This window comes from Altererythrobacter sp. TH136, assembly GCF_007065885.1.
Lineage (GTDB): Bacteria > Pseudomonadota > Alphaproteobacteria > Sphingomonadales > Sphingomonadaceae > Tsuneonella.
This window is the reverse complement of the sequence record NZ_CP041409.1, coordinates 2,400,166-2,423,883: the sequence shown is the minus strand read 5'-3', so window position 1 is coordinate 2,423,883 and position 23,718 is coordinate 2,400,166. Positions and strand designations below refer to the sequence as shown.

Below are 23,718 nucleotides of genomic sequence, written 5' to 3'. Positions count from 1 at the left end.
ATGGCTCGCAATGCGGACGAGGTTAACGGCTGGGGACAAACCGATAACCCTGTTCACAGCCTGTGCAAAAGCGGTGGAGAGCGCCCCGCCCCGCCCGCGCGCTCATTTGAGCGGGGCGACATCCTCGCCAGCATCGCTGGTAAACACGAACGCGTCGATCCCGGCTTTCTTCAGGTCGGACACGAACGTGTTGGCCGCCTTGGCCGAATCGAACGGTCCGGTGACCAGCCGGCGGGTCTCGCCCCATTTCGCGATGTAGGCATCGCGCTTGCCGAGCAGCGCGGGTGATTTCTTCGCGAACTTGCGCCAGTCGAAGCCGAGCGCCTTCAGATCCTTGCCCGTGGCGACCTGCACCCACACGCGGCTCGGCACCTTGGGTTTTGGCGCGGGGGGCGGCGGCGGGGCCGCCTTGACCGGTTCGGCCCGGGCCACCTGCACCGCCTCGCGCCTGGGCTTGATCGCGGTGATGTCGACCGCGCCTGCCGCGGGCGCGGTGACGCCGTTGGCGTTGAACAGGTCGGCGAAGGCATCGGCCACGGTCACGTCGTCCGGGATCGGCGCGACGGCGGGAGCGGTCGCGGCCGCTTGCACGAGCCCTGCTTGCGAGGGTTGCGCCGCCGATGGCCGCTGAACCTGCGCCAGGTCGAACCCCGGCGCCGCCGTGGACGCGGGCAACTGCATCACGACCACCGGCTGCGGCTCAGGCAACTGGATGACAGGCGCTGTAACTGGGGGCGGCGGTGGTGGTGGGGGCGGCGGTGGCGGCGGCGGCGGTGGCGGCGGTGGTGGCGCGGCGGCTCGCACGACCGGAGGCGGCGGCGCGGGCCGCTGCACCACCGTCGCAGCCGGCGGCGCGGCTTGCGTGATCCTGACGGGCGGCTGGGTTCGCCTTGCCTCCCTGGCAGCTCTCGCTTCCGCCGCGCGTTCGGCAAGGCTGGTGGGGCCGGTAGAGCTTGCGCGCTGGCGCCGCCGCTCGGCCGCCGTGGTGCGAGCGGGGGGCGGACTGGCGGCCGCGACCCTGGGCCCGAGCGGCTGGCCCCTCGGCGTCAGGCGGCTGTCACCGGCCTGGCTTGGCGGAGCGGGCTGAACCCCGGCCAGCTGCGCAAACCGCGGATCGTCGCGGCCGATCTGCGCTGCCTTGGGAAAAGCGCCGAGGTTGCCGGTCGCCGCCTGCTGCGCGCGGGTCAGCCGGGGCATGTAGGACAGGTACGGCTTGATCCTGTTGGCAAGATCGCGCGGCATCACCGCCTCGACGATCGACACCGCCTCCTGCTCCTCGCCCAGGATGGCAAGGCCGAAGGCGCGTGCGCGGTAGGCGGCAAAGTCGCGGCGTTGCAGCAGGGGCAGCAGCGTCGCTTCGAAGCCCCTCTTGTCGCCCGAGATCGCCAGGCTCAGTCCCAGCCGACGGCTGACCTCAGCGTCAGGGCCCAGGGCGAGCGCCATGCGGTACTGCGCCTGGGCCGAAGCATTGTCGCCAACCAGATCGTAGGCGAGCCCGCGGTCGCCGGCGACCGTCGCCGGGAGCGCCCCGGCCGCCACGGCCTGCTCGAACAACTGCAGAGCCTCAATCGGTCTGTCAGAGCGCAGGTTCGCCGCCGCCAAGCCTGCCCTAACGCGGGCGTCCCCTGGACGGATCGCATCGGCGCGGCCGAAAAATCCGGTTGCCGCGTCCACATCCCCCAGCGCGAGCGAAGCCTTGCCCGCCGCGATCAACGCGTCGAAATCCGCCGGGCTGCGCGCCAACCGCCCGAGCGACGACCTGAGGTCACTGGCCGCCGGCGGGGGCAGTGGCTGGACCACGGCGTAATCCTGCGCGCTCGCCGCGCCGCTGCCGAGAACCCACGGCAAAGCCGCCAGGAGCGGCGCTGCTGTGCAGGTCAGACCTGATATCTTGCGAACCGACATAGGTTGTGTGCCCTATCCGGCCCTGGCTGAACGCGCGCGGAACGCGCCCGCTGGCCGGCAGGACACCGCGTTACTGGTTGTTCTGCCGGCCAAGGAAACGCGGGATCGACAGCGAAGCAGACCCATTGTCGTCCTCTTCACCCTCATCCTCGTCATCCGACGGGCGGCTACCGCCGCGTGAGAGGTTTGCCATCCGCTCGAACAGCGTGCTGCCGGCGCCAGAGCTCCCGCCCGAGCCGCCACCGGCGCCACCGGCCGCGGACGTGCTACCACCAGCGGCTGCCCCGCCCGCATCGCCCGAAACCAATCCGCGCCGGCGTCCGCCGCCCAGCATCGTGCGCACCGGTTCGTCCTGTTCGGCCAACCGATCGGCATTGAGCAGCAGATCATCCTGAGTGGCGGAATTGTCCGCTTCCTGACGTGGCTCTTCCGCTGCGGCCTTGCCGTCGGTCAGCCACAGGTCTTCGTCATCCGCTTCCGCTTCCGCTTCGGCCGCGCCATAGCCTTGCGGCGCTGGCTGGTACGTATCGGCCTCGTCGTTGCGCAGGCCCGCCAGCGGATCGACGATCCCGTCGACATCGTCGCCGTATTCCTCGCCGGTCTCGTCCTCGTCGTCAGCAAAGCTGGTACCCAGGTCGAGCGGTTGACGCTCCTCGCTGGCGACCTGCGCGCTCTGCGGCTCGTCCGCGATCTCGGCTTCGGCGGGAAGCTCGAACTCGTCTTCCTCGGGCAGTTCGAGCACCGGGCGCTTGGGAGCGCGACCGCCGCCGAGCGCGAAGGTGCGCGGCTGGTTCATGGCCACTTCGCCGGTCCCGTCGATCCCGGTGGCGACCACCGAGACGCGGATCTTGCCCTGCAGGTCGGGATTGAAGGCCGAACCCCAGATGATGTTGGCATCTTCGTCGACCAGTTCGCGGATGTGGTTCGCCGCTTCGTCGACTTCGAGCAGCTTCATGTCTTCGCCGCCGATGATCGAGATGATTACCCCCTTGGCGCCGGCCATGCTGACTCCGTCGAGCAGCGGGTTGGCGATGGCCCGTTCGGCAGCCTCGAGCGCGCGGTTCTCGCCCTCGCCCTCGCCCGTGCCCATCATCGCCTTGCCCATCTCCTGCATCACCGAGCGAACGTCGGCAAAGTCGAGGTTGATGAGACCCGGCATGACCATGAGATCGGTGATCGAACGGACGCCTTGCTGAAGCACCTCGTCGGCAAGGCCGAACGCTTCCTTGAAGGTGGTTTCCGCCTTGGCGACCAGGAACAGGTTCTGGTTGGGGATCACGATCAGCGTGTCGACGTGACGTTGCAGTTCGTCGATGCCCTGTTCGGCCGCGCGCATCCGGCGCGTTCCTTCGAACAGGAACGGCTTGGTCACCACGCCAACCGTCAGCACGCCCTTGCGCCGCGCCGCCTCGGCGATCACCGGCGCCGCGCCGGTGCCCGTGCCTCCGCCCATCCCGGCCGCGATGAAGCACATGTTGACGCCTTCGAGCGCATCCTCGAGCTCGGCAACGGTTTCTTCCGCTGCCGCCTTGCCCACTTCGGGCCGCGCGCCGGCACCCAGGCCGCCGGTGATGTCGGGGCCCAGCTGGATGCGCTTGCTGGCCGAGGAGTTGCCCAGCGCCTGCGCATCGGTGTTGGCGACGATGAAGTCCACGCCTTCGATCTGCGCGTCGATCATGTTGGCGATCGCGTTGCCGCCAGCGCCGCCCACCCCGATCACCATGATCTTGGGGCGCAGGTCGTCAGTGGCGGGGGGACCGATGTTGATGCTCATGTGGCTTCCCTCGGAAGATTGGGATCAATTTGACAAATTCGTAACGCAGCTTGGCACAAACCGGGGTGCGCAGGGATGGTTTTCCCGCCCTTATCCACAACGGTTAACGGCCGATAGTTCAAGCGCAAAGTCACTTCAAAAGTATTCTCGCATCGCGCGCCACACCCGGGTGGCGACGCCGAGCCCGGAATAGCGGACGGTCGGAGTGTGCTGGCGACCGACGGCGCGGATGTCCACCGGGTCATCGGCGGCGTACAGGCACAGGCCCGCCAGGGTCACGAAGCTGGGACTGGCGTTCGCTTCGCCCAGTCCCCGCAAGGCCGGTGGCTTACCGATCCGCACCGGCCGGCCGAGCGCGCTCTGCAGGTATTCGGCGATCCCTGCCAGTTCGGCACCGCCGCCGGTGACGACCACCTGCCCGCCCTTGGCCCCGGTGAAGCCCATGCTTTTCAGCGCGCGGCCGACCTCGTCCGACAGGCGGGCCAACTGTTCGGTGATGATGGAGATCAGTTCGGCCCGCGCGACCCGGTTCTTGTCGTCCGCGCCGCGCGCGGCAGGCCCGCCCGCCTCGTCCCCCGGCCCGTTCACCGGCACCATGTCCTTGTAGTCGCTGGGCGAGGCGATCGCTGAACCATAGCGGCTCTTCAGGCGCTGCGCCTGGAACCGGCGGATGCCGAAGGCGGATGCGATGGCATCGGTAATGTCCGAAGATCCGAACGGGATCGCGGTCAGCCCCAGCAACATCCCGCCGGCATAGAGCGCCACGTTGGTCACCTCGCCGCCGATTTCGACCAGCGCGGTGCCCAGCTCGCGTTCCTCGGGGCTGAGGCAGGCGTGGCCCGCGGCGATCGGCGCGGCGACCACGGCCTCGACGTCGAGGTGCGCGTTCTGCACCGCCTCGATCAAGTTGCGGATCGGCGCGCCGTCGGCCAGCATCACGTGGACATCGACGCCCAGCCGTTCGGAATGGAGACCGCGCGGATTGGCGACTCCGTGCGCGCCGTCGAGCGTATAGTGCGCCGGCTGCGCGTGCAGCACCATCCGCCCGTCGGGCTGGATGCTATCGCGCGCGGCGACCAGCAGGTGCTCGATATCGTCTTCCTCGATCCGCCGGCCGCCGATGTCGATCTCGACTTTGGCCACCCGGCTCGCCAGTCCGGCGCCCGCGCACCCGACCCACACGCTGGAGATGCTGGTGCCAGCGTTCTTCTCCGCCCGCTCCACCGCATCGCGGATGGCGTAGGTCGCCGCGGCCATGTCGGTGACATAACCGCGCTTGATCCCCTGGCTTTGCCGGTTGCCCGATCCCAGGACGATCATCTCACCCGTCTCGGACAAGCCCATGATCATGGCCGAGATGCGAAAACTACCGACGTTGACCGCGCCGAATACCTTGGCGATGCGGGGTAGACCCATCATTCGGCTCCCTTCGCGGCTTCGAGCGCCTTGGCTCCCGAGCGGCCCGGGATGCGCATGTAGATGCGGTCGGGGGCGCGCATGTCGAACGCGGCGACCTTGCCCCCCAGCAAGCGGTTGACCCCATCGAGCCGGGCAAATTGCACCAGCGCGCCCGCCGGTTCCTGGTCCCCGCGGGGCAGCGCGAGCACCTGGCCGGTCTTGAAGGTCAGGTTCCAGCGCCGGTTACCCACCCATTCCGCCTCGGCCACCTGAGGCTTGAGCGCGGGCGCCGCTTCCAGCAGATCGTCAAGCGCCGCCACCTGGCGCGCCGCGCCGGGGCCGGTGACGACCAGCATGCTCTTGGCGTTGGCGGGGGTGATCGGCTCCAGTTCGTGTCCGGTGCCGTCGATCAGGACCAGCTTGTCCGGCTTCCTCAGCACCGCGCGCGGCGTGCGCTCGACCACGTCTACCACCAGCGTATCGGGCAACTGGCGGCTGACCCGCGCGTCCGCCACCCACGACAGCGCCAGCAGATCGGCGCGGATCGCGTCCAGCTCGACGGAAGGCATAGGCCGGTCGCGCTCGGCAAGCACACGCTCGTAGACTTTAAGCTCGTTCATCCGGTCGACGCCGGTCACCTCGACCCGGCGCACCTCGAACCCTGCATCGGCGGCCAGCGCAGCGACTTGCGCCTGCGCCAGCGCGGGCACGCCCGCTAAGCTGGCGACAAACCAAGCCAGCGCCGCCGCGGCGCCCAGGATCATCGCCAGGAACACTTTGTGCAGTTGTTCTTCTGTGAACGGCAGCAGCGCCATCGCCCCGCCGACCGCGCCGGTGGTCTTCGCCTTCGCCTTGCGCGCGGTGTCGGCGCGGCTGCGCGCGGCCGCCGACCGGCGCACACCCTTAGCCTTGCGGTTGATCGTCTCAGCCATACTTCGCCCCCCGGCTAAGTGCTTCTGCAATCAGCGCCTCGACCAGGTCCTCGTAACTCATCCCGCAGTACTTCGCCTGCTCGGGCACCAGCGACAGCGGAGTCATCCCCGGCTGCGTGTTGGTTTCGAGCACGAACAGGCCGGCCTCGCCCTGCTCGTCATCCCAGCGAAAGTCGGTACGGCTGCAGCCGCGACAGCCGAGCAGCGTGTGCGCCTGCACGGCGTAACCCTTGCACAACTCCTCGATCCGCGGCGGCAATTGCGCGGGACAGACGTGCTCGGTCATGCCCTCGGTGTACTTCGCGTCGAAATCATAGAAGCCGGACTTGGGCACCAGCTCGGTCACCGCCAGCGCGCGCGGACCGTCTGCCTCATCGAGCACCGCCACCGTCAACTCGCGCCCGCGAATGTACGGTTCTGCCAGCAGCTGCGCGAACTCCTGCCATGGCCCGGCGGCATCGCGGCGGATGGGGTTGCCGTAGTTGCTCGTCTCGGTGACGATCGCCACCCCGACCGAGCTGCCTTCGTTGACCGGCTTCAGCACGTATGGCCGCGCCAGAGGGTCCTTGTCGTGCAAGCCCGCGCTGTCGACGATCCGCCCGCCCGGCATCGGCACGCCATGAGGAACGAGCGCGTTCTTGGTCAGCTCCTTGTCGATCGCGATCACCGACGTGGCGAGGCCGGAGTGTGTGTAAGGCACGCCCATCAGGTCGAGCATGCCCTGCACCGTGCCGTCTTCCCCCGGCACGCCGTGGAGCGCGTTGAACACGACATCGGGCGCAGCTTCGGCGATGCGCGCGGCGACGGTGCGATCCATGTCGATCCGGGTGACGCGGTGCCCCCGCGCCTCGAGCGCCTTCGCGACCCCTTCCCCGCTCATCAGGCTGACCGAACGCTCGTTGGCCCAGCCGCCCATCAGGACTGCGACGTGATAGCTCACGGTCGGCCAACCCGCTGGATTTCCCATTCGAGCGTCACCCCGCTCTTTGCATACACCCGCCGTCGCACTTCTTCGCCCAGACCCTCGATATCGGCGCTCGTCGCGTCGCCGGTGTTGATCAGAAAATTGGTGTGTTTCTCGCTCACCTGCGCGCCGCCGACCGTCAGTCCGCGGCAACCGGCTTCGTCGACCAGAGCCCAGGCCTTGCCGTCGGGCGGGTTCTTGAAGGTCGAACCGCCGGTCTTGGTGCGCAGCGGCTGGCTCGCCTCGCGCGCGGCGGCGATCTTGTCCATCTCCTCGCCGATCTCGGCGGGAACGCCCTCCCGTCCCTGGAAGCGCGCGGCGACCACCACCGCGCCTTCGGGCAGGTTGGAATGACGATAGGAATAGTCGAGATCGCGCGCGGGTAGCGTGACGAACTCGCCCGTGGGCAGGATCACGTCGCAGTCGATCAGCACGTCGCTCACTTCGCGCCCGTAAGCGCCGCCATTCATCCGCACGAACCCGCCGACAGTGCCAGGGATGCCCCGAAGGAACTCGACCCCTGCAACACCGGCGTCGCGTGCTTTGGACGAAACCAGGATGCCGCTCGCGCCGCCGCCGCATTCCAGCACCTTGTCGCGCCGCGCTTCCACCGTGGCGAACGCCTTGCCGAGGCGGATGACCACCCCCGGCACGCCGCCGTCGCGCACGATCAGGTTGGAGCCCAGCCCCAGCGCCATCACCGGCATTTCGCCATCGAGGCGGGAGAGGAATTCCTGCAGGTCCTCCAGGTCGGCCGGTTCGAACAACCAGTCCGCCTTGCCGCCGGTCTTGAACCAGACATAGGGCGCCAGCGGGACGTTCGGGGTCAGCTTGCCGCGCACCTGCCCGACCGCGAGCGGCCGCACCACGGCCTCCTCGATCGCCGAGAACGGCGCCACCGGCAGCCGCCAGCGCGGCACTTCGCCCGGTTGAACGCGGCTCACGCGGCCTGCTCCAGCCGCACCGCATCGGCAAGGCCCGCGGCCCACTTGGTGATGTCGCCCGCGCCCAGGCAGACCACCACATCACCCGCCGCCAGTTCGCCGCGCAGTTCGCGCGCGAGGTGTTCCTTGTCCGCCACGGTCGAGGCAGCCCGATGCCCGCGCAGTTGCAGCCCCGTCGCCAGCGCCGCCGCATCGACGCCGGCGATCGGTTCCTCCCCCGCGGTGTAGACAGGGGTCACGTAAACCCGGTCGGCGTCGTTGAAAGCGCTCTGGAAGTCATCCATCAGGTCGCGCAGCCGGGTGAACCGGTGCGGCTGGACCACCGCGATCACCCGCCCGCCGGTCGCCCCGGCGCTTTCGCGCGCGGCCGACAGCACCGCGCGGATTTCCACCGGGTGATGGGCGTAATCGTCGATGATGGTGGCCCCGGCCACCTCGCCCACCTTGGTGAAACGCCGCTGCACCCCGCCGAACTGCGCAAAGCCGGTGCGGATGGTCGCATCGGGGCACGTCATCTCGATGGCCACTGCGATCGCGGCGAGCGCGTTCTGCACGTTGTGCCGGCCCGGCATCGGCAACCGCACATCGGCGATCCGCCGGTCTTCCTCGCCCAACCGCCGAATGACCACGTCGAACAGATTGCCGCCGCCATCGGGCCGCACGTTCTCCGCGCCGACGTCAGCCTGGGGCGAGAAGCCGTACGTGACCACCCGCCGGTCGCGAACCTGACCGATCAGTGCCTGCACCTCGGGATGGTCGATGCACAGCACCGCCGCGCCGTAGAACGGCACGTTGTGGATGAACTCCACGAACGCCCGGCGCACGGTGTCGAAGTCGCCGTAGTGGTCGAGGTGTTCGGGGTCGATGTTGGTGACCACCGCGATTGTGCCGTCCAATCGCAGGAAGCTGCCGTCGCTCTCGTCGGCCTCAACCACCATCCAGTCGCTGTCGCCCAGCCGGGCGTTGGAGCCGTACTGCTCGATCACCCCGCCGTTGATCACGGTGGGGTCGATCCCGCCCGCGTCAAGCAGCGCCGCGACCATGCTGGTGGTGGTGGTCTTGCCGTGAGTGCCCGCCACCGCGACGGTGTTCTTGAGCCGCATCAGCTCGGCCAGCATTTCCGCGCGGCGCACCACCGGGATGCGCCGTTCGAGCGCGGCGGCGACTTCGGGGTTGGTGCGCTTCACCGCGGTGGAAATGACCACCACCGCCGCGCCGGCGACGTTCTCGCCCGCGTGACCGATGATCACCGGAATACCGCGCGCGCGCAACCGCTCGACACTGGCGCTGTCGGACAAGTCCGAACCTTGCACGCTGTAGCCGAGGTTGTTCATCACCTCGGCAATGCCGGACATGCCGATCCCGCCGATGCCGACGAAATGGATCGTGCCGATGTCGGTCGGAACGCCTTTCATGCCAGCGCCTCCCGCGGGGCCGAAGCCGTTGCTGGCGCCGACGCTTCGTCGCTCAGGCGGATGACGTCCATCAGCTCGTCCCCGCCAAAGCTTTCGACCAGATCGGCGAGATCCTGGACCGCCTTGGGCCGGCCGCAGTTCCATGCGCCGTGCGCGGCGGTCGCCAGCGTCTCTGGCCGCTGGGCGAGCGCCTGGATCTGCTTGGCGAGTTCCTTGGCGGTGAACTTGTCCTGCCGGATCATCCGCGCGCCGCCGGCCTTGACCATCTCGCGCGTGTTGGCCGCTTGGTGGTCGTCGGTCGCGATCGGCAGCGGCACCAGGATCGCCGGGCGGCCGACGGCGGTGAGTTCCCCGATGGTGCTCGCCCCGGCGCGGCCGATGAACAGGTGCGCATCGGCGAGCCGCTCGGCCATGTTCTCGAAATAGGTGCCGAGTTCCGCCGGAATATCGTGGCTGCGATACCGCGCGCGCACCGCCTCGAGGTCTTCCGCGCGGCATTGCTGGGTGACCTGCAGCCGCTGGCGCAGCGCGGGCGGCAGCATGGCGAGGCCATCGGGCACCACTTCGCTAAGCACCCGCGCGCCCTGGCTGCCGCCGGTGACGAGCACCCGCAGCAGGCCATCGGCGGTGAATGCCGGGAACGGCGCATCGCGCAAGTCCAGCACCTCGGCGCGGACGGGATTGCCGACGAGGTGAACCTTGCCGAAGTGCGTGGGCGAAAGCCGCGCGATTTCGGGATACGCCGTGGCGATCGCGTCCACCCGCCCGGCAAAGACGCGGTTCACGCGGCCGAGCACCGCGTTCTGTTCGTGGATCACGCTGGGCACCTGCGCGGCCGACGCCGCGAGTAGCGCGGGGAACACGGGATACCCGCCAAATCCGACAACCGCACTCGGCTGGAAACTGTCGAACAGCCGCAGCGCCATGCGCCGCCCTTCCATAATGGCGGAGATCGCCTGCGGCCACTTGAGCGGGTTCTTGCCGAACCGGCCGGCAGGGATGACGTGCGCGGGCAGGAAGTCGGGCTTGCCGGGCAGCTTCGCCCCGCGCGCGTCCGTCACCAGCGCGACGTGATGCCCGCGCTGGTGCAGCTCAGCCGCCAGCGCGAAGGCGGGGATCAGGTGCCCCCCGGTTCCGCCTGCCGCCAGGACGTAGTGGCGCGTCGCTCCGGTCACGCCTGCAATTCCTTGGTGATCAGCGCCTTGAGCCCCGGCGTCTGGCGATACAGGAACGGGTTGCGCCGCGTCAGCGCCAGCAGCAGCCCGACGGCGAGGCACACCGCGATGGTCGATGACCCGCCATAGCTGACCAGCGGCAGGGTCATGCCCTTGGACGGAAACAGCTGCAGGTTGACGAGGATGTTGATGAAGGCCTGGCCGCCGATCTGCGCGGTGAGGCCCGCGGCGGCGAGCAGGGTGAACAGGTCCTCCTCATCCACCAGCCGGGTCAGCACGCGGACGATGATGGCAAGGTACAGCAGGACGATGATGGCGCAGACGATCAGACCGAACTCTTCCCCGATGACGGAGAAGATATAGTCGGTGTGCGCCTCGGGCAGATTCATCTTGCGCACGCCCAGCCACAGCCCGGCGCCGGTCCAGCCGCCGGCCAGCAGCGTGCGGCTGGCAAGGTCCACCTGATCGAACGCGGTGCCTCCGCCCAGAAACGCGTCGATCCGATGGCGGGCGTTGTCGTACAGCAGATACGTCGCGGTCAGCGCGGCAAGCCCCGCCCCCATCATGATCCCCACCCGCTTCAGCGGGATGCCCGCCAAAAGCACGATGGTGAACCATACGCCCGCGAACAGGATCGTGCCGCCGAAATCGGGCTGCATCATCATCAGCGCCGCGACCAGCACCATCACGCCGGTGACGGTCGCCAGCACCGGCAACTGCGGATCGCGCAAGCGCCAGCTGACAATCCACGCGAGCAGGATAGCGAAACCCGGCTTGAGGAACTCGGACGGCTGGAACCCGGCGATGCCCAGGTTGATCCAGCGCTTGGCCCCGTTCACCTCGCTGCCGACGATCGGGATCAGCATGAGGAAAAACAGCATCGCGGCGGCGAGCACGATGCCCAGCCGGCGCGCGTTCTCGCGGCTGAGGGTGGACGCGCCGAACAGGAAGATGAGGCCGAGCGCCTGCCACTTAAGGTGGGTCCAGTAGAAATACAGTTCCGGCAGGTCGACATTGCGGGTCGATAGCCGGTGCGCGCTCGCCGGGCTGGCGGCGGCGACCGCGGCGGTGCCGATCGCCATCAGCAGCAGGATCAGGCCCAGCAGCACGCGGTCGACTTCGCGCCACCAGATCTTGATCTCGGCACGGCGGGATGCGGGATAGCGCGCCTGCATCGGCGTCGCGGCACCGCCACGGGGAATATACGGCCGCTCGTTCATGCCGCCTTCTCCCCGTGCCCCTGGACGGCGCAGGGATCCGCGGCCGGGTCCTCGGTCAGGGCTTCGACGAACTGGCGGAAGCGCTCGCCGCGCTGCTCGTAATCCTTGAACTGGTCAAAGCTGGCGCAGGCGGGGGAGAGCAGCACGACATCGCCCGGGTCGGCCGCGGCGATGGCCTGACGGGTCGCCTCGCACAGCATTTCCGAGCGCGTGACCGGCACCCGGCCCTCCAGCAGCTCGGCAAAGCGCGGTCCGGCCTCGCCGATAGTGTAGGCGGCCTTCACATTGGCGAGGTGCTGCTCGGTCGCGCCGAGCCCATCCTCCTTGGGCAGCCCGCCGACGATCCAGTGGATGCGCGGCGTGCCGTTCTCCGGCGGGAAGGCTGCCAGCGCAGGAGCCGAGCTGTCGGGGTTGGTGGCCTTACTGTCGTTGACGAACGTCACGCCGTTGTGCGTGGCGAAACGCTCCATGCGGTGGGGGAGGCCGGTGAAGGTGCGGAGTCCGAGCGAAATCTCATTTAGCTTAAGCTCCATCAAGCGGCAGACGGCGATGGAAGCAGCGGCGTTTTGCGCGTTGTGCGGCCCTTGCAGGCTGGGCCAGTTTTTCTGGAAGCCAACTCGACTGGAATCGGATTTCGCTACACCGTCTACGACGCTGCCTAAACAATTGGGATATTCCGTCGACGCGTGGACAGAGCGCTCACCTGCGTTCTGCCTTGGAAGTTCGTCGGCGTCGTAATCATATTGGAGGAGCAAAGGATCGTCCGTGTGAACCCACCAATGTGACGCCGTTTGCATATCGACCAGTCGAAGCTTCGATGCCGCGTACGCCTCGAAACTCTCGTACCGATCAAGGTGGTCCGGCGTGATATTGAGCAGCACCGCCACGTCGCAGTCGAGGCTGAAGGTCAGGTCGATCTGATAGCTCGACAGCTCCAGCACATACACCCCACCTTCCGGCAACGGGTCCTGCGCCAGGATCGGCAGGCCGATGTTGCCGCCCATCGTGGTCGGTACGCCGGCGGTCTGCAGGATGTGGTGCACCAGCGCGGTGGTGGTGCTCTTGCCGTTGGTGCCGGTGATGCCGACCACCTTGTGCGGCGGCAGGCTTGGGCGGGCGAGCGCGAACAGCTCGATGTCGCCGATCACCGGCACGCCGAATTGCGCGGCGCGCTTTGCAATCGGGTGGGTGTTGAGCGGCACGCCGGGCGACACCACCACGCCGTCGTAGCCGGTCAGGTCGATCTCTAGCGGATCGGCCAGCAGCACGTTGGCCGCGTCGACTTTCGCCCGGGCGTTGTCCTGCCGGTCCCAGGCGGTCACGTGCGCACCGCTGGCGACCAGCGCCTCGACCGTCGCCAGCCCGCTGCGGGCCAGGCCCAGCACGGCGTAGCGCTTTCCGGCAAAGGCGGGACTGGTGATCACCGCAACTTCAACGTCGCCAGGCCAAGCAGGGCGAGCACGATCGATACGATCCAGAACCGGATCACGACAGTCGATTCCTTCCAGCCCAGCTGCTCGAAATGGTGATGGATGGGCGCCATGCGGAACACCCGCTTGCCGGTGCGTTTGAACCAGAACACCTGAATGATCACCGACAGAGCTTCGAACACGAACAATCCGCCGACCACCGCCAGCACGACTTCGTGGTGCGTTGCCACGGCAATCGCGCCGAGCGCGCCGCCCAATGCCAGGCTGCCGGTATCACCCATGAACACCGCCGCCGGCGGCGCGTTGAACCACAGGAAGGCGAGCCCCGCCCCCATGATCGCGGTGCAGAATATGGCCAGCTCCCCCGCGCCCGCGACGTGCGGGATGCCAAGATAGGCTGAATAGTCCGCCCGGCCCACCAGATAGGCGATGATCGCGAACGTGCCGCTGGCGATGATCACCGGCATGATCGCCAGCCCATCAAGCCCGTCGGTCAGGTTCACCGCATTGCCCGCGCCGACCATCACCAGCGCGGCAAAGAGGAAGTAGAACGGCCCCAGCGGAATGCCGATTCCGACCATGAACGGCACATAGAGAAACGTGTTGATCTGGCTGACGACGATCCATGAGGCGACACCCGCGACGATGAATTCCAGCAGCAGGCGCACCTTGCCCGACACGCCCTTGTGGCTCGCTTTGCGCACCTTGTCGTAATCGTCGAGGAAACCGATCACGCCAAAGCCCAGTGTCACCGCGATGCACGCCCAGATGAACGGGTTGCGCAAGTCCATCCAGATCAGCGACGCGAGCATCAGGCTGGTGAGGATCATCAGCCCGCCCATTGTCGGGGTGCCGCGTTTTTCCAGGTGCGTGGCGGGCCCATCCTCGCGGATCGGCTGGCCCTTGCCCTGGCGCACGCGCAGGATGTCGATGAACTTGGGCCCGATGACGAGGCCGATCAGCAGCGCGGTCAGCAGCGTCGCGCCGGCGCGGAAGGTTTGATAGCGGACGAGGTTAAACAGTCCCTCGAAACCCATCCATTCGGCGAGCAAGTACAGCATTCGGTTCTATCGCCCACGGTCGACGAAGTGCGCCACCAGCCTGCCGAGCCCGATCGAATTCGATCCCTTCACCAGGACCGCGTCACCACCCGTCAGACCGAACTCCTCGAGCGCCGCGATCGCCTCGCCAGGTCCGTCGCAATGCGTGAAGGTGAGCGGCGGGGCAAGCGGGGCCGCCCCCGGTTTCCCCAGTTCGCGGTGTAGCGAGAGCATCTCGGCGCCGACCAGCACCACGTGATCGACATGCGCTTCGGCAATCCGCTCGACCAGTTGCGCGTGCATGGCGGGGGCGAAGTCGCCCAGTTCCTTCATGCTGCCCAGCACCGCCACGCGCCGGGTGGCCGGCGTCTGGCCCAGTTGCTTCAGCGTCGCCCGCATGCTCGCGGGATTGGCGTTATAGCTTTCGTCGATCAGCAGCGCGTGCCCGCCTGGTACCGCGATCCGGTGCCGCGCGCCGCGCCCTTTCAGCCCGCCCATCTCCGCCAGCGCCAGGCCCGCCGCGGCCAGGTCGCCGCCCGCCGCCTGCACCGCCGCCATAACGGCCAGCGAGTTCATGATCCAGTGATCGCCCGGCTCGGCGACCGAATAGCAAAGCCGGGTGCCGGCGATGTCCGCCGTGACCAGCGATCCGCCATTGGCGCTGGGGATCGCGTCAAGCAGCCGCGCCTGCGCGTGCGCCGCTCTGCCGAACGAGACGACCTTCGCGCCCGCCTCGCGCGCGTGCACCAGCAGCCGGTCGTAATGGACGCTGTCGGCGGGAATGACCGCGGTGCCTCCGGGCATCAGCCCGCCCAGGATCTCCGCCTTGGCATCGGCAATCGCTTCCTCGCTGCCGAGGTTCTCGATGTGCGCCGGGGCGATGGTGGTGATCACCGCGACGTGCGGGCGGACGTGCCGGGCCAGCGCGGCGATCTCGCCTGCATGGTTCATCCCCATCTCGAACAGGCCGAACCGGCTGCGCGCGGGCATCCGCGCCAGGCTGAGCGGCACGCCGACGTGGTTGTTGTAGCTGCGGACGCTGCGATGCGCCGCGCCGCGGCTCGCACGGTCGAGCGCGGCGAAGATCGCCTCCTTGACCCCGGTCTTGCCGACGGAGCCGGTCACGCCGATGCGCACCGCCGCCGCGCGGTCGCGCGCCGCTGCCGCCAGCCGGGCCAGCGCCTCTCCGGTATCGGCCACCAGCACGTGCGGCCCGTCGATGGGCTCGCTGACGAGAGCCGCCGCCGCACCGTTGGCGAACGCCTTGTCGAGGAACCGGTGACCATCGGTCGCCTCGCCCGTCAGGGCCACGAACAGATCGCCCGACCGGACATCGCGGGAATCGATCTCCACTCCGGCGCACTGGAACGCCGCGCTTGCCGTTCCGCCGGTCGCAGCGGCGATCTCATCCGCGGTCCAAAGCGCCAGCCGCAGCGCATCGCGCTTCTGGCTCGGCCACGCGCGCAGGCTCGGGTGATTGAGGGCGGGATGCGTGCTCATGCTTTGGCCTCTGTACCGGCCCCTGCGGCAGCCGCTTCGCGCGCCACGCTCACATCGTCGAACGGCAGCATGCGCATGTTTTCTCCCGAGCCGATGATCTGGCCCTGTTCATGTCCCTTGCCGGCGACGAGGACGATGTCGCCCGCCTGCGCCAGCGTCACCGCCGCCGCGATCGCCGCGCGCCGGTCACCGATCTCGCGTGCACCCAGTGCGCCTTCCAGCACGGCGGCCCGGATCGCGCCGGCATCCTCGCCGCGCGGGTTGTCATCAGTGACGATCACCACGTCCGCCTGCTCAGCGGCGACGCGGCCCATCTCGGCGCGCTTGCCAATGTCACGGTCGCCGCCAGCGCCGAACACAACTATCAGGCGCCCGCGCGGGTCTTCTCCCACGTGTGGACGCAAGGCGGCGATCGCCGCTTCCAGAGCGTCCGGCGTGTGAGCATAGTCGACATAGATCGGTGCGCCCGCTCGGTTGAGCGCCGCCCGCTCCAACCGGCCGCGCACCGGCTGCAGGCGCGACAGGCTGTCGAACGTGTGCGCCGCATCGCCGCCGGTGGCGATGACCATGCCCGCGGCGACCAGCGCGTTGGCCGCCTGGTACGCGCCGATCAGCGGTAGCGCGATGGTGCGGGTGCTTCCGCCGTGTTCGATCTGAAGCTGCTGTCCCAGGGTCCCGGGGGTGCGGGCGAGAAGGCGGAGGTCATCCCCCTCCTCGCCCACGGTGAACACGCGCAGCCCCCTTCTCCGCGCGTGCTCTTCGGCGCGGTCGGCCCATCCATCGCCGCCTCCGCGCCAAATCACTGCCGTCCCGCCGGGCGCGACGACTTCGTCGAACAGCCGCATCTTGGCCGCGAAATAGTCGTCCATGTCCGCGTGGTAATCGAGGTGGTCGCGGCTGAGGTTGGTGAACGCCCCCGCCGCCACGCGCAGCCCTTCGTTGCGGAACTGGCTGAGCCCGTGGCTCGACGCTTCGAAGGCGACGTGCGTCACCCCTTCGCGCGCGAGACCGGTCATGTTCGACAGGAACGTCACGATGTCGGGCGTGGTAAGCCCCGTGGAGATGCTTTCGTCGGGCGTGGTCACGCCCAGCGTGCCGATCGACGCGGCGCTGAGGCCCGCCATGCGCCACAACTGGCGGGTCATCTCGACGGTCGATGTCTTGCCGTTGGTGCCCGTGACGGCGACGACCGTCTCGGGAACGGGGGTGAAGAACCGGGCCGCCAGGCGCGCGAACGCGCGGCGCGGCACGGGGTCGGCGATGTGCACCGCGCCCTCGACCACCGCCTCGGGCCGCGCGACCACCGCGATCGCGCCGGCAGTCACCGCGGCGGGGATGAAATCCTCGCCGTTGACAGCGGTGCCCTGAAACGCGCCGAACACCGTGCCGGGTGCCACCTTGCGATGGTCGATGGCAAAGCCGGTGACCGTGTCATCCGCTGCCTGGCCCGCATCCAGACCGGCCTCGCCGGCAATCCGGCCCAGCTTCATTCCTTGGCTCCCTGGGGAACCAGCGGCGCAAGATCGGTCAGGTCGACGTCACGGGTCGCGTCAGGCGGCACGCCGAGGATGGGGCCGATGCGCGGCACCAGCCGGCCGACGATGGGGGCGGCATTCCACGCGGCCGTGCGCTGGAAGCTGGAGGCGACCGTCCCCTTGGGCTCATCCAGCATCGCGATCACGACATAGCGCGGCCGGTCCATCGGGAAAGCCGCCGCGAACGTGGCGACCAGCGAAGTCTTCTTGTAGCCGCCCGCGCCCGGCTTTTCGGCCGAGCCGGTCTTGCCGCCGATCCGGAAGCCCGGCGCGTCCGCCTTCTTGCCGGTCCCGTAGACCGCGATCATCCGCAGCAACTGGTTCATTCGCGCCGAGGTGCTCGCCTTGAACACCCGGCGACCCTTCGGCACCTGGCTCGGCGCAAGCTTGTGCAATGTCGCCGGGCGGTAGAGCCCCCCGTTCACCATCGTCGCATAGGCGCTGGCGAGGTGCAGCGGTGTGACCGCGATGCCGTGGCCGTAGCCCACCGTCATGCCGCGCAGCAGCGGCCATTCGCCACTGGACCAGATGGGAAAGCCCTTGGCCGGCAATTCGATTTCCGGGCGCGCATTCATGCCGAGGTCGGCCATGACCTGCTTCAGCCGCCCCGCCCCCATCTCGCGCACCATGTGCGCGGTGACAACGTTGGAGGAATGCATCAGCATCTCGGGCGTGTTGAGCGATGCGCCGAGGTCGTGGCTGTCCCTGATCGTGAACCCGCCGATGGGAAACGGCCGGGCCGAATAACGCCGGCCGAAATCGGTGATCTTGCCGGCGTCGATCCCCGCGGCGACGGTCAGCGGCTTGAACGTGGAGCCGAGCTCGTACACCTGGTTGGTGACGCGGTTGAACATGTTGGCGGCGCCCGCCTCGTCAATCTTGTTGGGATCGAATTCGGGCAGGCTCGCCAGCGCCAGCACTTCGCCGGTGTCGACATCAAGCACGATGCCCGCCGACCCGATCGCGTTGGTGGCGCGCATCCCTTGCGTCAGTTCATCCTCAAGCGCGCCTTGCACCCGCACGTCGATCGACAGGGCCGACGGCGTGCCGCGGGTCGCGGGATCGCGCAGCTGCTTGTCGAGCACCGCTTCCATGCCGACCCGGCCACGGCCATCGGCGCCGACATATCCCAACACGTGCGCGCCCATCGATCCTTGCGGATAATGGCGGTCGGTTTCCTGCGGCAGCTCAAGCGCCAGCTCGCCGATCGCCTGCACCCGGTTGGCATCCTCCGGCAGGACGCGGCGGCGCAGGTAGCCTGCCTTCCCCTTCGCCAGCCGGTCAGCCAGCTCGGTCTCGTCCATGTCGGGGAAGATCGCCTTCAGTTCCAGCGCCACTTCCCGGGGCGATTTCACCAGCGAACTGCCTTCGCCCAACGCCTCGGGGTTGTACCACAGGGCGAAGGCGGGAAATGCGCGCGCCAGCGGCTGGCCGTTGCGATCGGTGATTTCGCCGCGCGGCGGCAGCAGCGCTTCCGCGAACGAGGTCGCGCTGTGGGTGGCGTCGGTCAGGCCCAGAAAGGCGATCCGCACCACCGCCGCGAACGCCAGTGCGGTGAACAGCGCAGCGACCAGCAGCACGCGCAGCCGCGCCACCGACAGCGAACGCTGGCGCAGCGTCACCGATTGGACGCGCCCCGAATAGATCGCGGTGCTGAAGGTCAGCGCGTTCATCGCCGGGCGCTCTCGGCCAGGAAATCGCCGCCACTGGCAAGCCGCTCCGCCAGGCTCGGATCCTCGGCCTGCTGCGTCACCGGCTTGCCGGTGAGCGGAGAGACCATCGCGGGCAGCTGCATCTCGCGCTGGTCGTCCTCCGCGCGGGCGACGCGGATCGGCGATGGCGCGGTCAGCGCCCTCGGCTCGCCCAGCTCGGCCAACTGCCGCTCGCCCGCGATATACTGGTCCGCGCCCGGCGCCTGGTAACCGAAGTCGACCGCGTTCCATTCGGCCAGCTGCTTTTGACTGGCGCGGGTTTCGAATTCGGTTTCGAGCAGGACCTTTTCGCGCTGGAGCGCGATGATCCGGCGTTCCGCCAGACGGACCTCGCTGCGGACCGAATTGACCTTGAAAGTCAGCGCGACGAACAGCGCGGCACAAATCGCGAGAGTGACGATCCAGCCAAGCTGGCGCAAGCGGGAGCCGGCCGCGATCATGCCGCGGCCCTCGCCGGAGCAGCGGTCCGCACGGCGTGGCGCAGCGTGGCCGAGCGCGACCGGGGGTTGCGCGCCAGTTCCGCCTCGCCGGCGCGAACCGCCTTCGACACGCGTTCGAACGTCGCCGGCGCGCCGCTCGCCTGCGGCAGATAGCGCGAGCCCGCAGCGACGCTGGAGGCATCGCGCAGGAAACGCTTGACGATGCGGTCCTCCAGGCTGTGGAAACTGACCACCGCCAGCCGCCCGCCTTCACCCAGCAGGATCTCGGCGGCGCTCAACCCGTCTTCCAGTTCAGCCAGTTCGGCGTTCACGTGAATGCGGACGGCCTGAAAGCTGCGCGTCGCCGGATCCTTGGGCGCACCGGCGTGATACCCCAGCGCCTTGCGCACGACCCGCGCCAGATCGGCGGTGGTTTCCAGCGGGCGGGCCGCGACGATCGCCCGCGCGACCCGGCGGCTCTGGCGCTCCTCGCCATACGTATACAGCACGTCGGCGATCTCGGCCTCGTCCGCCGCGTTGAGGAAGTCGGCGGCGCTGGGCCCGGCCTGGCTCATGCGCATGTCGAGCGGACCCTCGGCCGAAAACGCGAACCCGCGCTCCGCCTGGTCGAGCTGCATCGAAGACAAGCCGATGTCCATCACGATCCCGTCCACGCGCGCCAGTCCCGATTCGGCGAGCGCGTTAACCATTTCGGAGAACCGGCGCGGGTGGAGAACCAGCCGCGGCGGGTTTTCCGCAGTTTCCGGCCACTGGCGCGCATTTTCGATGGCGTCGGGGTCACGGTCGAAAGCGTGGACGGTCGCCCCGGCATCCAGGAGCGCCCGCGAATAGCCGCCCGCGCCAAAGGTCGCGTCGACGATCACTTCGCCCGGCTGCGGCACCAGGGCGGCGATCACCTCGTCCAGCAGGACCGGGATATGCGGTGCGCCCGTCACTTGCGTGCCTCCGCCTGGAACTGCGCGCAGGCCGCCTTGGCCGAGGCCCAGGCATCGTCCATCCGCATCAGTTCGGCCGGGTTCCAGATGGTGAAGCTGCGCCCGCCCCCTTGAAAGAACATCGCGTCGTCGATGTTGCCCAGCATCCGCAGGTGATCGGGCAGGACGAAGCGGCCGGAATCGTCGAACGGCACCCGGGCAAAGCCGAACAGCTGCGCCGCGCGGGTATCGCGGTCGAAGTCCGGGCCTGCGCGATCCTCCTCGCGGTCGAGCTGGGTCTCCAGCTCGGTCATGCGCGAAAGGCCGAAGCCGACGAGGCACTGGAAGCGCGGATGCTTGTCGAGGCACAGCACGCGGCCATCGCTCGCGTCCTTGACCGCGCTGCGAAACAGCGGGGGCAGCACGAAACGGCCCTTGTCACCTGCCGGTGAGAAGGCCTGTCCCGAAAAGCCGCTGAATAGCGCCGCTGCCACTGAACCCCTTCCCCTGCACCCCCGGCCCGCTCCGCTCGAAAAAGCCGGCCAACCGGACAAACTGCTCCCCCGTCCGGCGGCGCGTGAGCGCTACCGGTTCGCACCGACCGAAGGTCAGATGCGCGGTGTGAACGTCGTGTCCGATGGAAGATGGTATTAACTTTCTTCCCCTCGCGATGGAAGGGAAAAAAGCGGGAATTTACGGGATTGCGCGGTTAACCACTGTAATCCTGTGGATAGTTGCACGTAGTAGTGCCGCGCTCGCGCGCAACTCACCGGAAAATTCTCAAATTAAATCAGCGGCTTAATGTGACCATGGGGTGCCGAAACGGACGATCCCGCGTTTTCCCGGCTCAATCCGCGAGCGCGCGCTCCACCAGAGCGGGCAGCGCGGGAGACGAGCCGCGCTCGTGTTCCAGCACCGCCGCGTCGGCGACCACCAGCGCCCGTCCCGCGCCGATGCGGCAGGTCGCGACGAGCCCATCGGCGGTGATTTCACACGCGGCTGGCGCGCCGGGCGTCACGAGTCGGAATCGGCCGGACAGGCGATGGGGCAGCGCGACAGAGTCAAGCCGCACGGCGCGCTCGCCGTCGTCTTGATCCTCGTCGAACGTCAGTTCCAGCCCCCAGCGCGCAAGGATCGGCGACAGCAGCGCGACATCCTGCGGGCGGCGCTTGTCGCCCAACGGAAAGCGCGAATGTTCGGTCAGGAACGGATCGGCGAACACCAGCACGCGGCCGCCCCGCCGCACCCAGCCGTCCAGCGCGACGTTCTCCCCCGGGGCGAGCGGGCGCGGCTGGGCCATCAGCAGGCGCGTGAGGGGTGCTAGGTCCGCGGGGTCGAGCGTGTCGAGCGGGACCAGGCGATAGTCGGCTTCCAGCGTGCCGCGCACCCAGTGCGGTTCTCTCTCGCCATCGAGCGCCTCACTGACCGACCCCGCCTCCGCCCAATAGATCGGCAGCGAGGTGTAGAGGCCCAACGACGGCTTGGCGGCGGGCTCGCGGCTCCAGGCCCAGGCGGCGATCGCCCCTGCCAGCAGCAGCACCGCCGCGATGGCGGCGGCTCGCCTTCTACTGCGGGTCACTGGGCGCGGGCGGCGGCGCGGCAGACGCGGTTGGCGACACGGCTGCATCCGGCAGATCGGGGACGACGCCGGCATCGGCCAGCGGATCGTTCGCCGGGATGACTGCGGTTGTCGGCGCCACCGTCGATGCGGCTTCCGGCACGGCCGAGCGGTCCGATTGCTTGGCGCGCTCCTCGATCACGTTCGCCAGTCCGACGATCAGGACGATCCCGACCAGCAGCGATGCGCCGACCTGCAGCCGTTGCAGCGACTGCGCCCGCGTCCCGCCCAATGGAGCGGCAGTGGGCGCGGTTTCGGTCCTGGTCTCGGAAAACTGACGTGCCATGCCTATCACGCTAGCCAAAGCGCGCGCGCAGTCAATTGGCGGCGGCCTCGCCCGCGGCGAGCCAGTCGAACACCGGCAGCTGCTTGGACCGCAGCCATTCCCCGCTGTAGAGCGTCGACAGGTACCGGAAACCGGTGTCGCACAGGATGGTCACCACACGCGCCTGCGGCCCGAGCTGTTTGCCGAGCGCCACCGCGCCCGCGACGTTGATGCCCGACGACAGCCCCAGGCACAGCCCTTCCTCGCTCAGCAGCCGGGCGACCCATTCCAGCCCATCTTCGTCCGACACGCGGAACTGGGTGTCGACCGGCGCGCCTTCGAGGTTGCCGGTGATCCGCCCCTGCCCGATCCCTTCGGCGACCGAGCTGCCTTCCGCCTTCAACTCGCCGGTGGCGTAGTGGCTGTAGAGCGCGGCGCCGTGCGGGTCGGTCAGCGCGATGGTCACGCTCTCGTCGTGACTCTTCAGCCCCATGCCCACACCCGCCAGCGTGCCGCCGGTGCCGACGGCGCAGGTGAAGCCGTCGATCCGGCCCTCCATCTGCTCCCAGATCTCCTCGGCGGTGGTCTCGATGTGCGCCTTGCGGTTGGCGGTGTTGTCGAACTGGTTGGCCCACACCGCGCCGGGCGTCTCTTCAGCCAGGCGGCGGCTGGTGTGGACGAAGTGATTGCCATCGGAATACTTGGTCGGCGGCACCAGCACCAGTTCCGCGCCGAGCGCGCGCAGCGTCGCCATCTTCTCCGCGCTCTGGTTGTCGGGCATGACGATGATCGTCTTGTAGCCGAGCGCGTTGGCGACCAGCGCCAGCCCGATGCCGGTGTTGCCCGCCGTCCCTTCCACGATCGTGCCGCCGGGCTGCAGCTCCCCGCTGGCTTCGGCGTCGCGCACGATGCCCAAGGCCGCGCGGTCCTTCACGCTGCCGCCGGGGTTGAGGAATTCGCACTTGCCCCAGATCTCGCAGCCGGCTGCGGCGCTGGGGCCCTTGAGCAGGACGAGCGGAGTGTGGCCGATCAGGTCGAGCGTGCTCTGGCGCACGGAATTTGCAGTCATGCAGGTCAGCTAGGAAGCGCGCCGGTCACCGGCAACGCAATTCCGGTTGCCCCCCGCTTACCCGATCTTCGCCAGCGCCGGGGCCCGCTCAATCCTCGGCGGCGATGGTGACCTTCAGGCCGTCGAGATCGGCGGTGAACGGGATCTGGCAGCTCAACCGCGAATTCTCGTCCCGGTAGTCGGAGGATTCGAGCAGGTCGTCCTCGTCCTCGCTCATCGCCGGCAGCCGGTCCTTGAACGCGGGATCGACATGGACGTGACAGGTCGCGCACGAACAGCACCCGCCGCAAAGCGCGAGAAGCTCGTCGAACCCGTTGTCGCGGATCGCTTCCATCACGGTCAGGCCGTCCTGGACCTCGACGGTCGATTCCTCTCCGGCGCGGGTGACGACGATCAACTGCGGCATGCGGGTATCCTGGCTTCGAGTTTCGCCCCTGTCAGGCGGTGGGCCGGGCTGCTACGGTCTGG

General features: G+C 68.6%; 21 protein-coding genes. All 21 read right to left on the bottom strand.

The annotated features are described in order from the left end of the window. Nucleotides 1-102: 102 nt before the first annotated feature. Nucleotides 103-1,905: an SPOR domain-containing protein gene (locus tag C0V74_RS11790; RefSeq protein ID WP_143251917.1), complete on the bottom strand. Its 1,803-nt coding sequence runs from the start codon at nucleotides 1,903-1,905 to the stop codon at nucleotides 103-105. Between the two features lie 70 nt (nucleotides 1,906-1,975). After that, entirely contained in the window at nucleotides 1,976-3,679 is a 1,704-nt protein-coding gene (gene ftsZ, locus C0V74_RS11785; protein ID WP_143251915.1) for a cell division protein FtsZ, read from the bottom strand. 135 nt (nucleotides 3,680-3,814) lie between these two features. After that, complete coding sequence (gene ftsA / locus C0V74_RS11780; RefSeq protein ID WP_131625005.1) at nucleotides 3,815-5,095, bottom strand: cell division protein FtsA; 1,281 nt, start codon at nucleotides 5,093-5,095, stop codon at nucleotides 3,815-3,817. Next, nucleotides 5,095-6,009 (bottom strand): cell division protein FtsQ/DivIB, encoded by a 915-nt coding sequence (locus C0V74_RS11775; protein WP_143251913.1) that lies wholly within the window; start codon nucleotides 6,007-6,009, stop codon nucleotides 5,095-5,097. The genes ftsA and C0V74_RS11775 overlap by 1 nt, the downstream gene beginning before the upstream one ends. After that, nucleotides 6,002-6,976, bottom strand: a complete 975-nt coding sequence (locus C0V74_RS11770; RefSeq protein ID WP_143251911.1) for a D-alanine--D-alanine ligase — start codon at nucleotides 6,974-6,976, stop codon at nucleotides 6,002-6,004. The genes C0V74_RS11775 and C0V74_RS11770 overlap by 8 nt, the downstream gene beginning before the upstream one ends. Further along, nucleotides 6,946-7,839, bottom strand: a complete 894-nt coding sequence (murB, locus tag C0V74_RS11765; protein ID WP_143252293.1) for a UDP-N-acetylmuramate dehydrogenase — start codon at nucleotides 7,837-7,839, stop codon at nucleotides 6,946-6,948. The genes C0V74_RS11770 and murB overlap by 31 nt, the downstream gene beginning before the upstream one ends. 74 nt (nucleotides 7,840-7,913) lie before the next feature. Next, nucleotides 7,914-9,332, bottom strand: coding sequence for a UDP-N-acetylmuramate--L-alanine ligase (murC, locus tag C0V74_RS11760; protein WP_143251910.1), 1,419 nt, complete (start codon nucleotides 9,330-9,332; stop codon nucleotides 7,914-7,916). After that, nucleotides 9,329-10,507 (bottom strand): undecaprenyldiphospho-muramoylpentapeptide beta-N-acetylglucosaminyltransferase, encoded by a 1,179-nt coding sequence (gene murG, locus C0V74_RS11755; protein WP_143251908.1) that lies wholly within the window; start codon nucleotides 10,505-10,507, stop codon nucleotides 9,329-9,331. Before murG ends, murC begins: the two co-directional genes overlap by 4 nt. After that, nucleotides 10,504-11,727 carry a putative peptidoglycan glycosyltransferase FtsW gene (locus C0V74_RS11750; RefSeq protein WP_143251906.1) on the bottom strand — a complete coding sequence of 408 codons (1,224 nt, stop codon included), beginning with the start codon at nucleotides 11,725-11,727 and terminating at the stop codon, nucleotides 10,504-10,506. The genes murG and C0V74_RS11750 overlap by 4 nt, the downstream gene beginning before the upstream one ends. Beyond that, nucleotides 11,724-13,151, bottom strand: coding sequence for a UDP-N-acetylmuramoyl-L-alanine--D-glutamate ligase (gene murD / locus C0V74_RS11745; RefSeq protein ID WP_143251904.1), 1,428 nt, complete (start codon nucleotides 13,149-13,151; stop codon nucleotides 11,724-11,726). The genes C0V74_RS11750 and murD overlap by 4 nt, the downstream gene beginning before the upstream one ends. Beyond that, nucleotides 13,148-14,218, bottom strand: coding sequence for a phospho-N-acetylmuramoyl-pentapeptide-transferase (mraY, locus tag C0V74_RS11740; RefSeq protein WP_131624814.1), 1,071 nt, complete (start codon nucleotides 14,216-14,218; stop codon nucleotides 13,148-13,150). The genes murD and mraY overlap by 4 nt, the downstream gene beginning before the upstream one ends. A gap of 6 nt (nucleotides 14,219-14,224) precedes the next feature. Further along, entirely contained in the window at nucleotides 14,225-15,697 is a 1,473-nt protein-coding gene (gene murF / locus C0V74_RS11735; protein WP_143251902.1) for a UDP-N-acetylmuramoyl-tripeptide--D-alanyl-D-alanine ligase, read from the bottom strand. Next, nucleotides 15,694-17,187, bottom strand: a complete 1,494-nt coding sequence (locus C0V74_RS11730; protein WP_143251901.1) for a UDP-N-acetylmuramoyl-L-alanyl-D-glutamate--2,6-diaminopimelate ligase — start codon at nucleotides 17,185-17,187, stop codon at nucleotides 15,694-15,696. Before C0V74_RS11730 ends, murF begins: the two co-directional genes overlap by 4 nt. Beyond that, nucleotides 17,184-18,905, bottom strand: coding sequence for a penicillin-binding protein 2 (locus C0V74_RS11725; RefSeq protein ID WP_143251900.1), 1,722 nt, complete (start codon nucleotides 18,903-18,905; stop codon nucleotides 17,184-17,186). The genes C0V74_RS11730 and C0V74_RS11725 overlap by 4 nt, the downstream gene beginning before the upstream one ends. After that, a complete protein-coding gene (locus C0V74_RS11720; protein WP_143251899.1) occupies nucleotides 18,902-19,384 on the bottom strand; it encodes a hypothetical protein in 483 nt (160 codons plus the stop codon). The genes C0V74_RS11725 and C0V74_RS11720 overlap by 4 nt, the downstream gene beginning before the upstream one ends. Beyond that, on the bottom strand, nucleotides 19,381-20,319 hold the full coding sequence (gene rsmH / locus C0V74_RS11715; RefSeq protein ID WP_143251898.1) for a 16S rRNA (cytosine(1402)-N(4))-methyltransferase RsmH: 939 nt from the start codon (nucleotides 20,317-20,319) through the stop codon (nucleotides 19,381-19,383). The genes C0V74_RS11720 and rsmH overlap by 4 nt, the downstream gene beginning before the upstream one ends. Then, the gene (locus C0V74_RS11710) at nucleotides 20,316-20,792 is read right to left on the bottom strand and encodes a hypothetical protein (protein ID WP_207974387.1); all 477 of its coding nucleotides are present in this window, start codon (nucleotides 20,790-20,792) and stop codon (nucleotides 20,316-20,318) included. The genes rsmH and C0V74_RS11710 overlap by 4 nt, the downstream gene beginning before the upstream one ends. A 353-nt stretch (nucleotides 20,793-21,145) precedes the next feature. Beyond that, complete coding sequence (locus C0V74_RS11705) at nucleotides 21,146-21,877, bottom strand: DUF4350 domain-containing protein (protein ID WP_143251897.1); 732 nt, start codon at nucleotides 21,875-21,877, stop codon at nucleotides 21,146-21,148. Next, nucleotides 21,864-22,202 (bottom strand): hypothetical protein, encoded by a 339-nt coding sequence (locus tag C0V74_RS11700; RefSeq protein WP_143251896.1) that lies wholly within the window; start codon nucleotides 22,200-22,202, stop codon nucleotides 21,864-21,866. The genes C0V74_RS11705 and C0V74_RS11700 overlap by 14 nt, the downstream gene beginning before the upstream one ends. Nucleotides 22,203-22,233: 31 nt before the next feature. Then, a complete protein-coding gene (locus C0V74_RS11695) occupies nucleotides 22,234-23,250 on the bottom strand; it encodes a cysteine synthase A (protein ID WP_143251895.1) in 1,017 nt (338 codons plus the stop codon). 88 nt (nucleotides 23,251-23,338) lie between these two features. Beyond that, nucleotides 23,339-23,656: a 2Fe-2S iron-sulfur cluster-binding protein gene (locus tag C0V74_RS11690; protein ID WP_143251894.1), complete on the bottom strand. Its 318-nt coding sequence runs from the start codon at nucleotides 23,654-23,656 to the stop codon at nucleotides 23,339-23,341. Between the last annotated feature and the right edge of the window lie 62 nt (nucleotides 23,657-23,718).

What these genes read in the sequence shown, in the direction of transcription:
- C0V74_RS11790 (WP_143251917.1), bottom strand. Translation starts at nt 1,905, where the DNA reads ATGTCGGTTCGCAAGATATCAGGTCTGACCTGCACAGCAGCGCCGCTC.
- ftsZ (WP_143251915.1), bottom strand. Translation starts at nt 3,679, where the DNA reads ATGAGCATCAACATCGGTCCCCCCGCCACTGACGACCTGCGCCCCAAG.
- ftsA (WP_131625005.1), bottom strand. Translation starts at nt 5,095, where the DNA reads ATGGGTCTACCCCGCATCGCCAAGGTATTCGGCGCGGTCAACGTCGGT.
- C0V74_RS11775 (WP_143251913.1), bottom strand. Translation starts at nt 6,009, where the DNA reads ATGGCTGAGACGATCAACCGCAAGGCTAAGGGTGTGCGCCGGTCGGCG.
- C0V74_RS11770 (WP_143251911.1), bottom strand. Translation starts at nt 6,976, where the DNA reads ATGGGAAATCCAGCGGGTTGGCCGACCGTGAGCTATCACGTCGCAGTC.
- murC (WP_143251910.1), bottom strand. Translation starts at nt 9,332, where the DNA reads ATGAAAGGCGTTCCGACCGACATCGGCACGATCCATTTCGTCGGCATC.
- C0V74_RS11750 (WP_143251906.1), bottom strand. Translation starts at nt 11,727, where the DNA reads ATGAACGAGCGGCCGTATATTCCCCGTGGCGGTGCCGCGACGCCGATG.
- mraY (WP_131624814.1), bottom strand. Translation starts at nt 14,218, where the DNA reads ATGCTGTACTTGCTCGCCGAATGGATGGGTTTCGAGGGACTGTTTAAC.
- murF (WP_143251902.1), bottom strand. Translation starts at nt 15,697, where the DNA reads ATGAGCACGCATCCCGCCCTCAATCACCCGAGCCTGCGCGCGTGGCCG.
- C0V74_RS11730 (WP_143251901.1), bottom strand. Translation starts at nt 17,187, where the DNA reads ATGAAGCTGGGCCGGATTGCCGGCGAGGCCGGTCTGGATGCGGGCCAG.
- C0V74_RS11725 (WP_143251900.1), bottom strand. Translation starts at nt 18,905, where the DNA reads ATGAACGCGCTGACCTTCAGCACCGCGATCTATTCGGGGCGCGTCCAA.
- C0V74_RS11720 (WP_143251899.1), bottom strand. Translation starts at nt 19,384, where the DNA reads ATGATCGCGGCCGGCTCCCGCTTGCGCCAGCTTGGCTGGATCGTCACT.
- C0V74_RS11700 (WP_143251896.1), bottom strand. Translation starts at nt 22,202, where the DNA reads ATGGCACGTCAGTTTTCCGAGACCAGGACCGAAACCGCGCCCACTGCC.
- C0V74_RS11695 (WP_143251895.1), bottom strand. Translation starts at nt 23,250, where the DNA reads ATGACTGCAAATTCCGTGCGCCAGAGCACGCTCGACCTGATCGGCCAC.
- C0V74_RS11690 (WP_143251894.1), bottom strand. Translation starts at nt 23,656, where the DNA reads ATGCCGCAGTTGATCGTCGTCACCCGCGCCGGAGAGGAATCGACCGTC.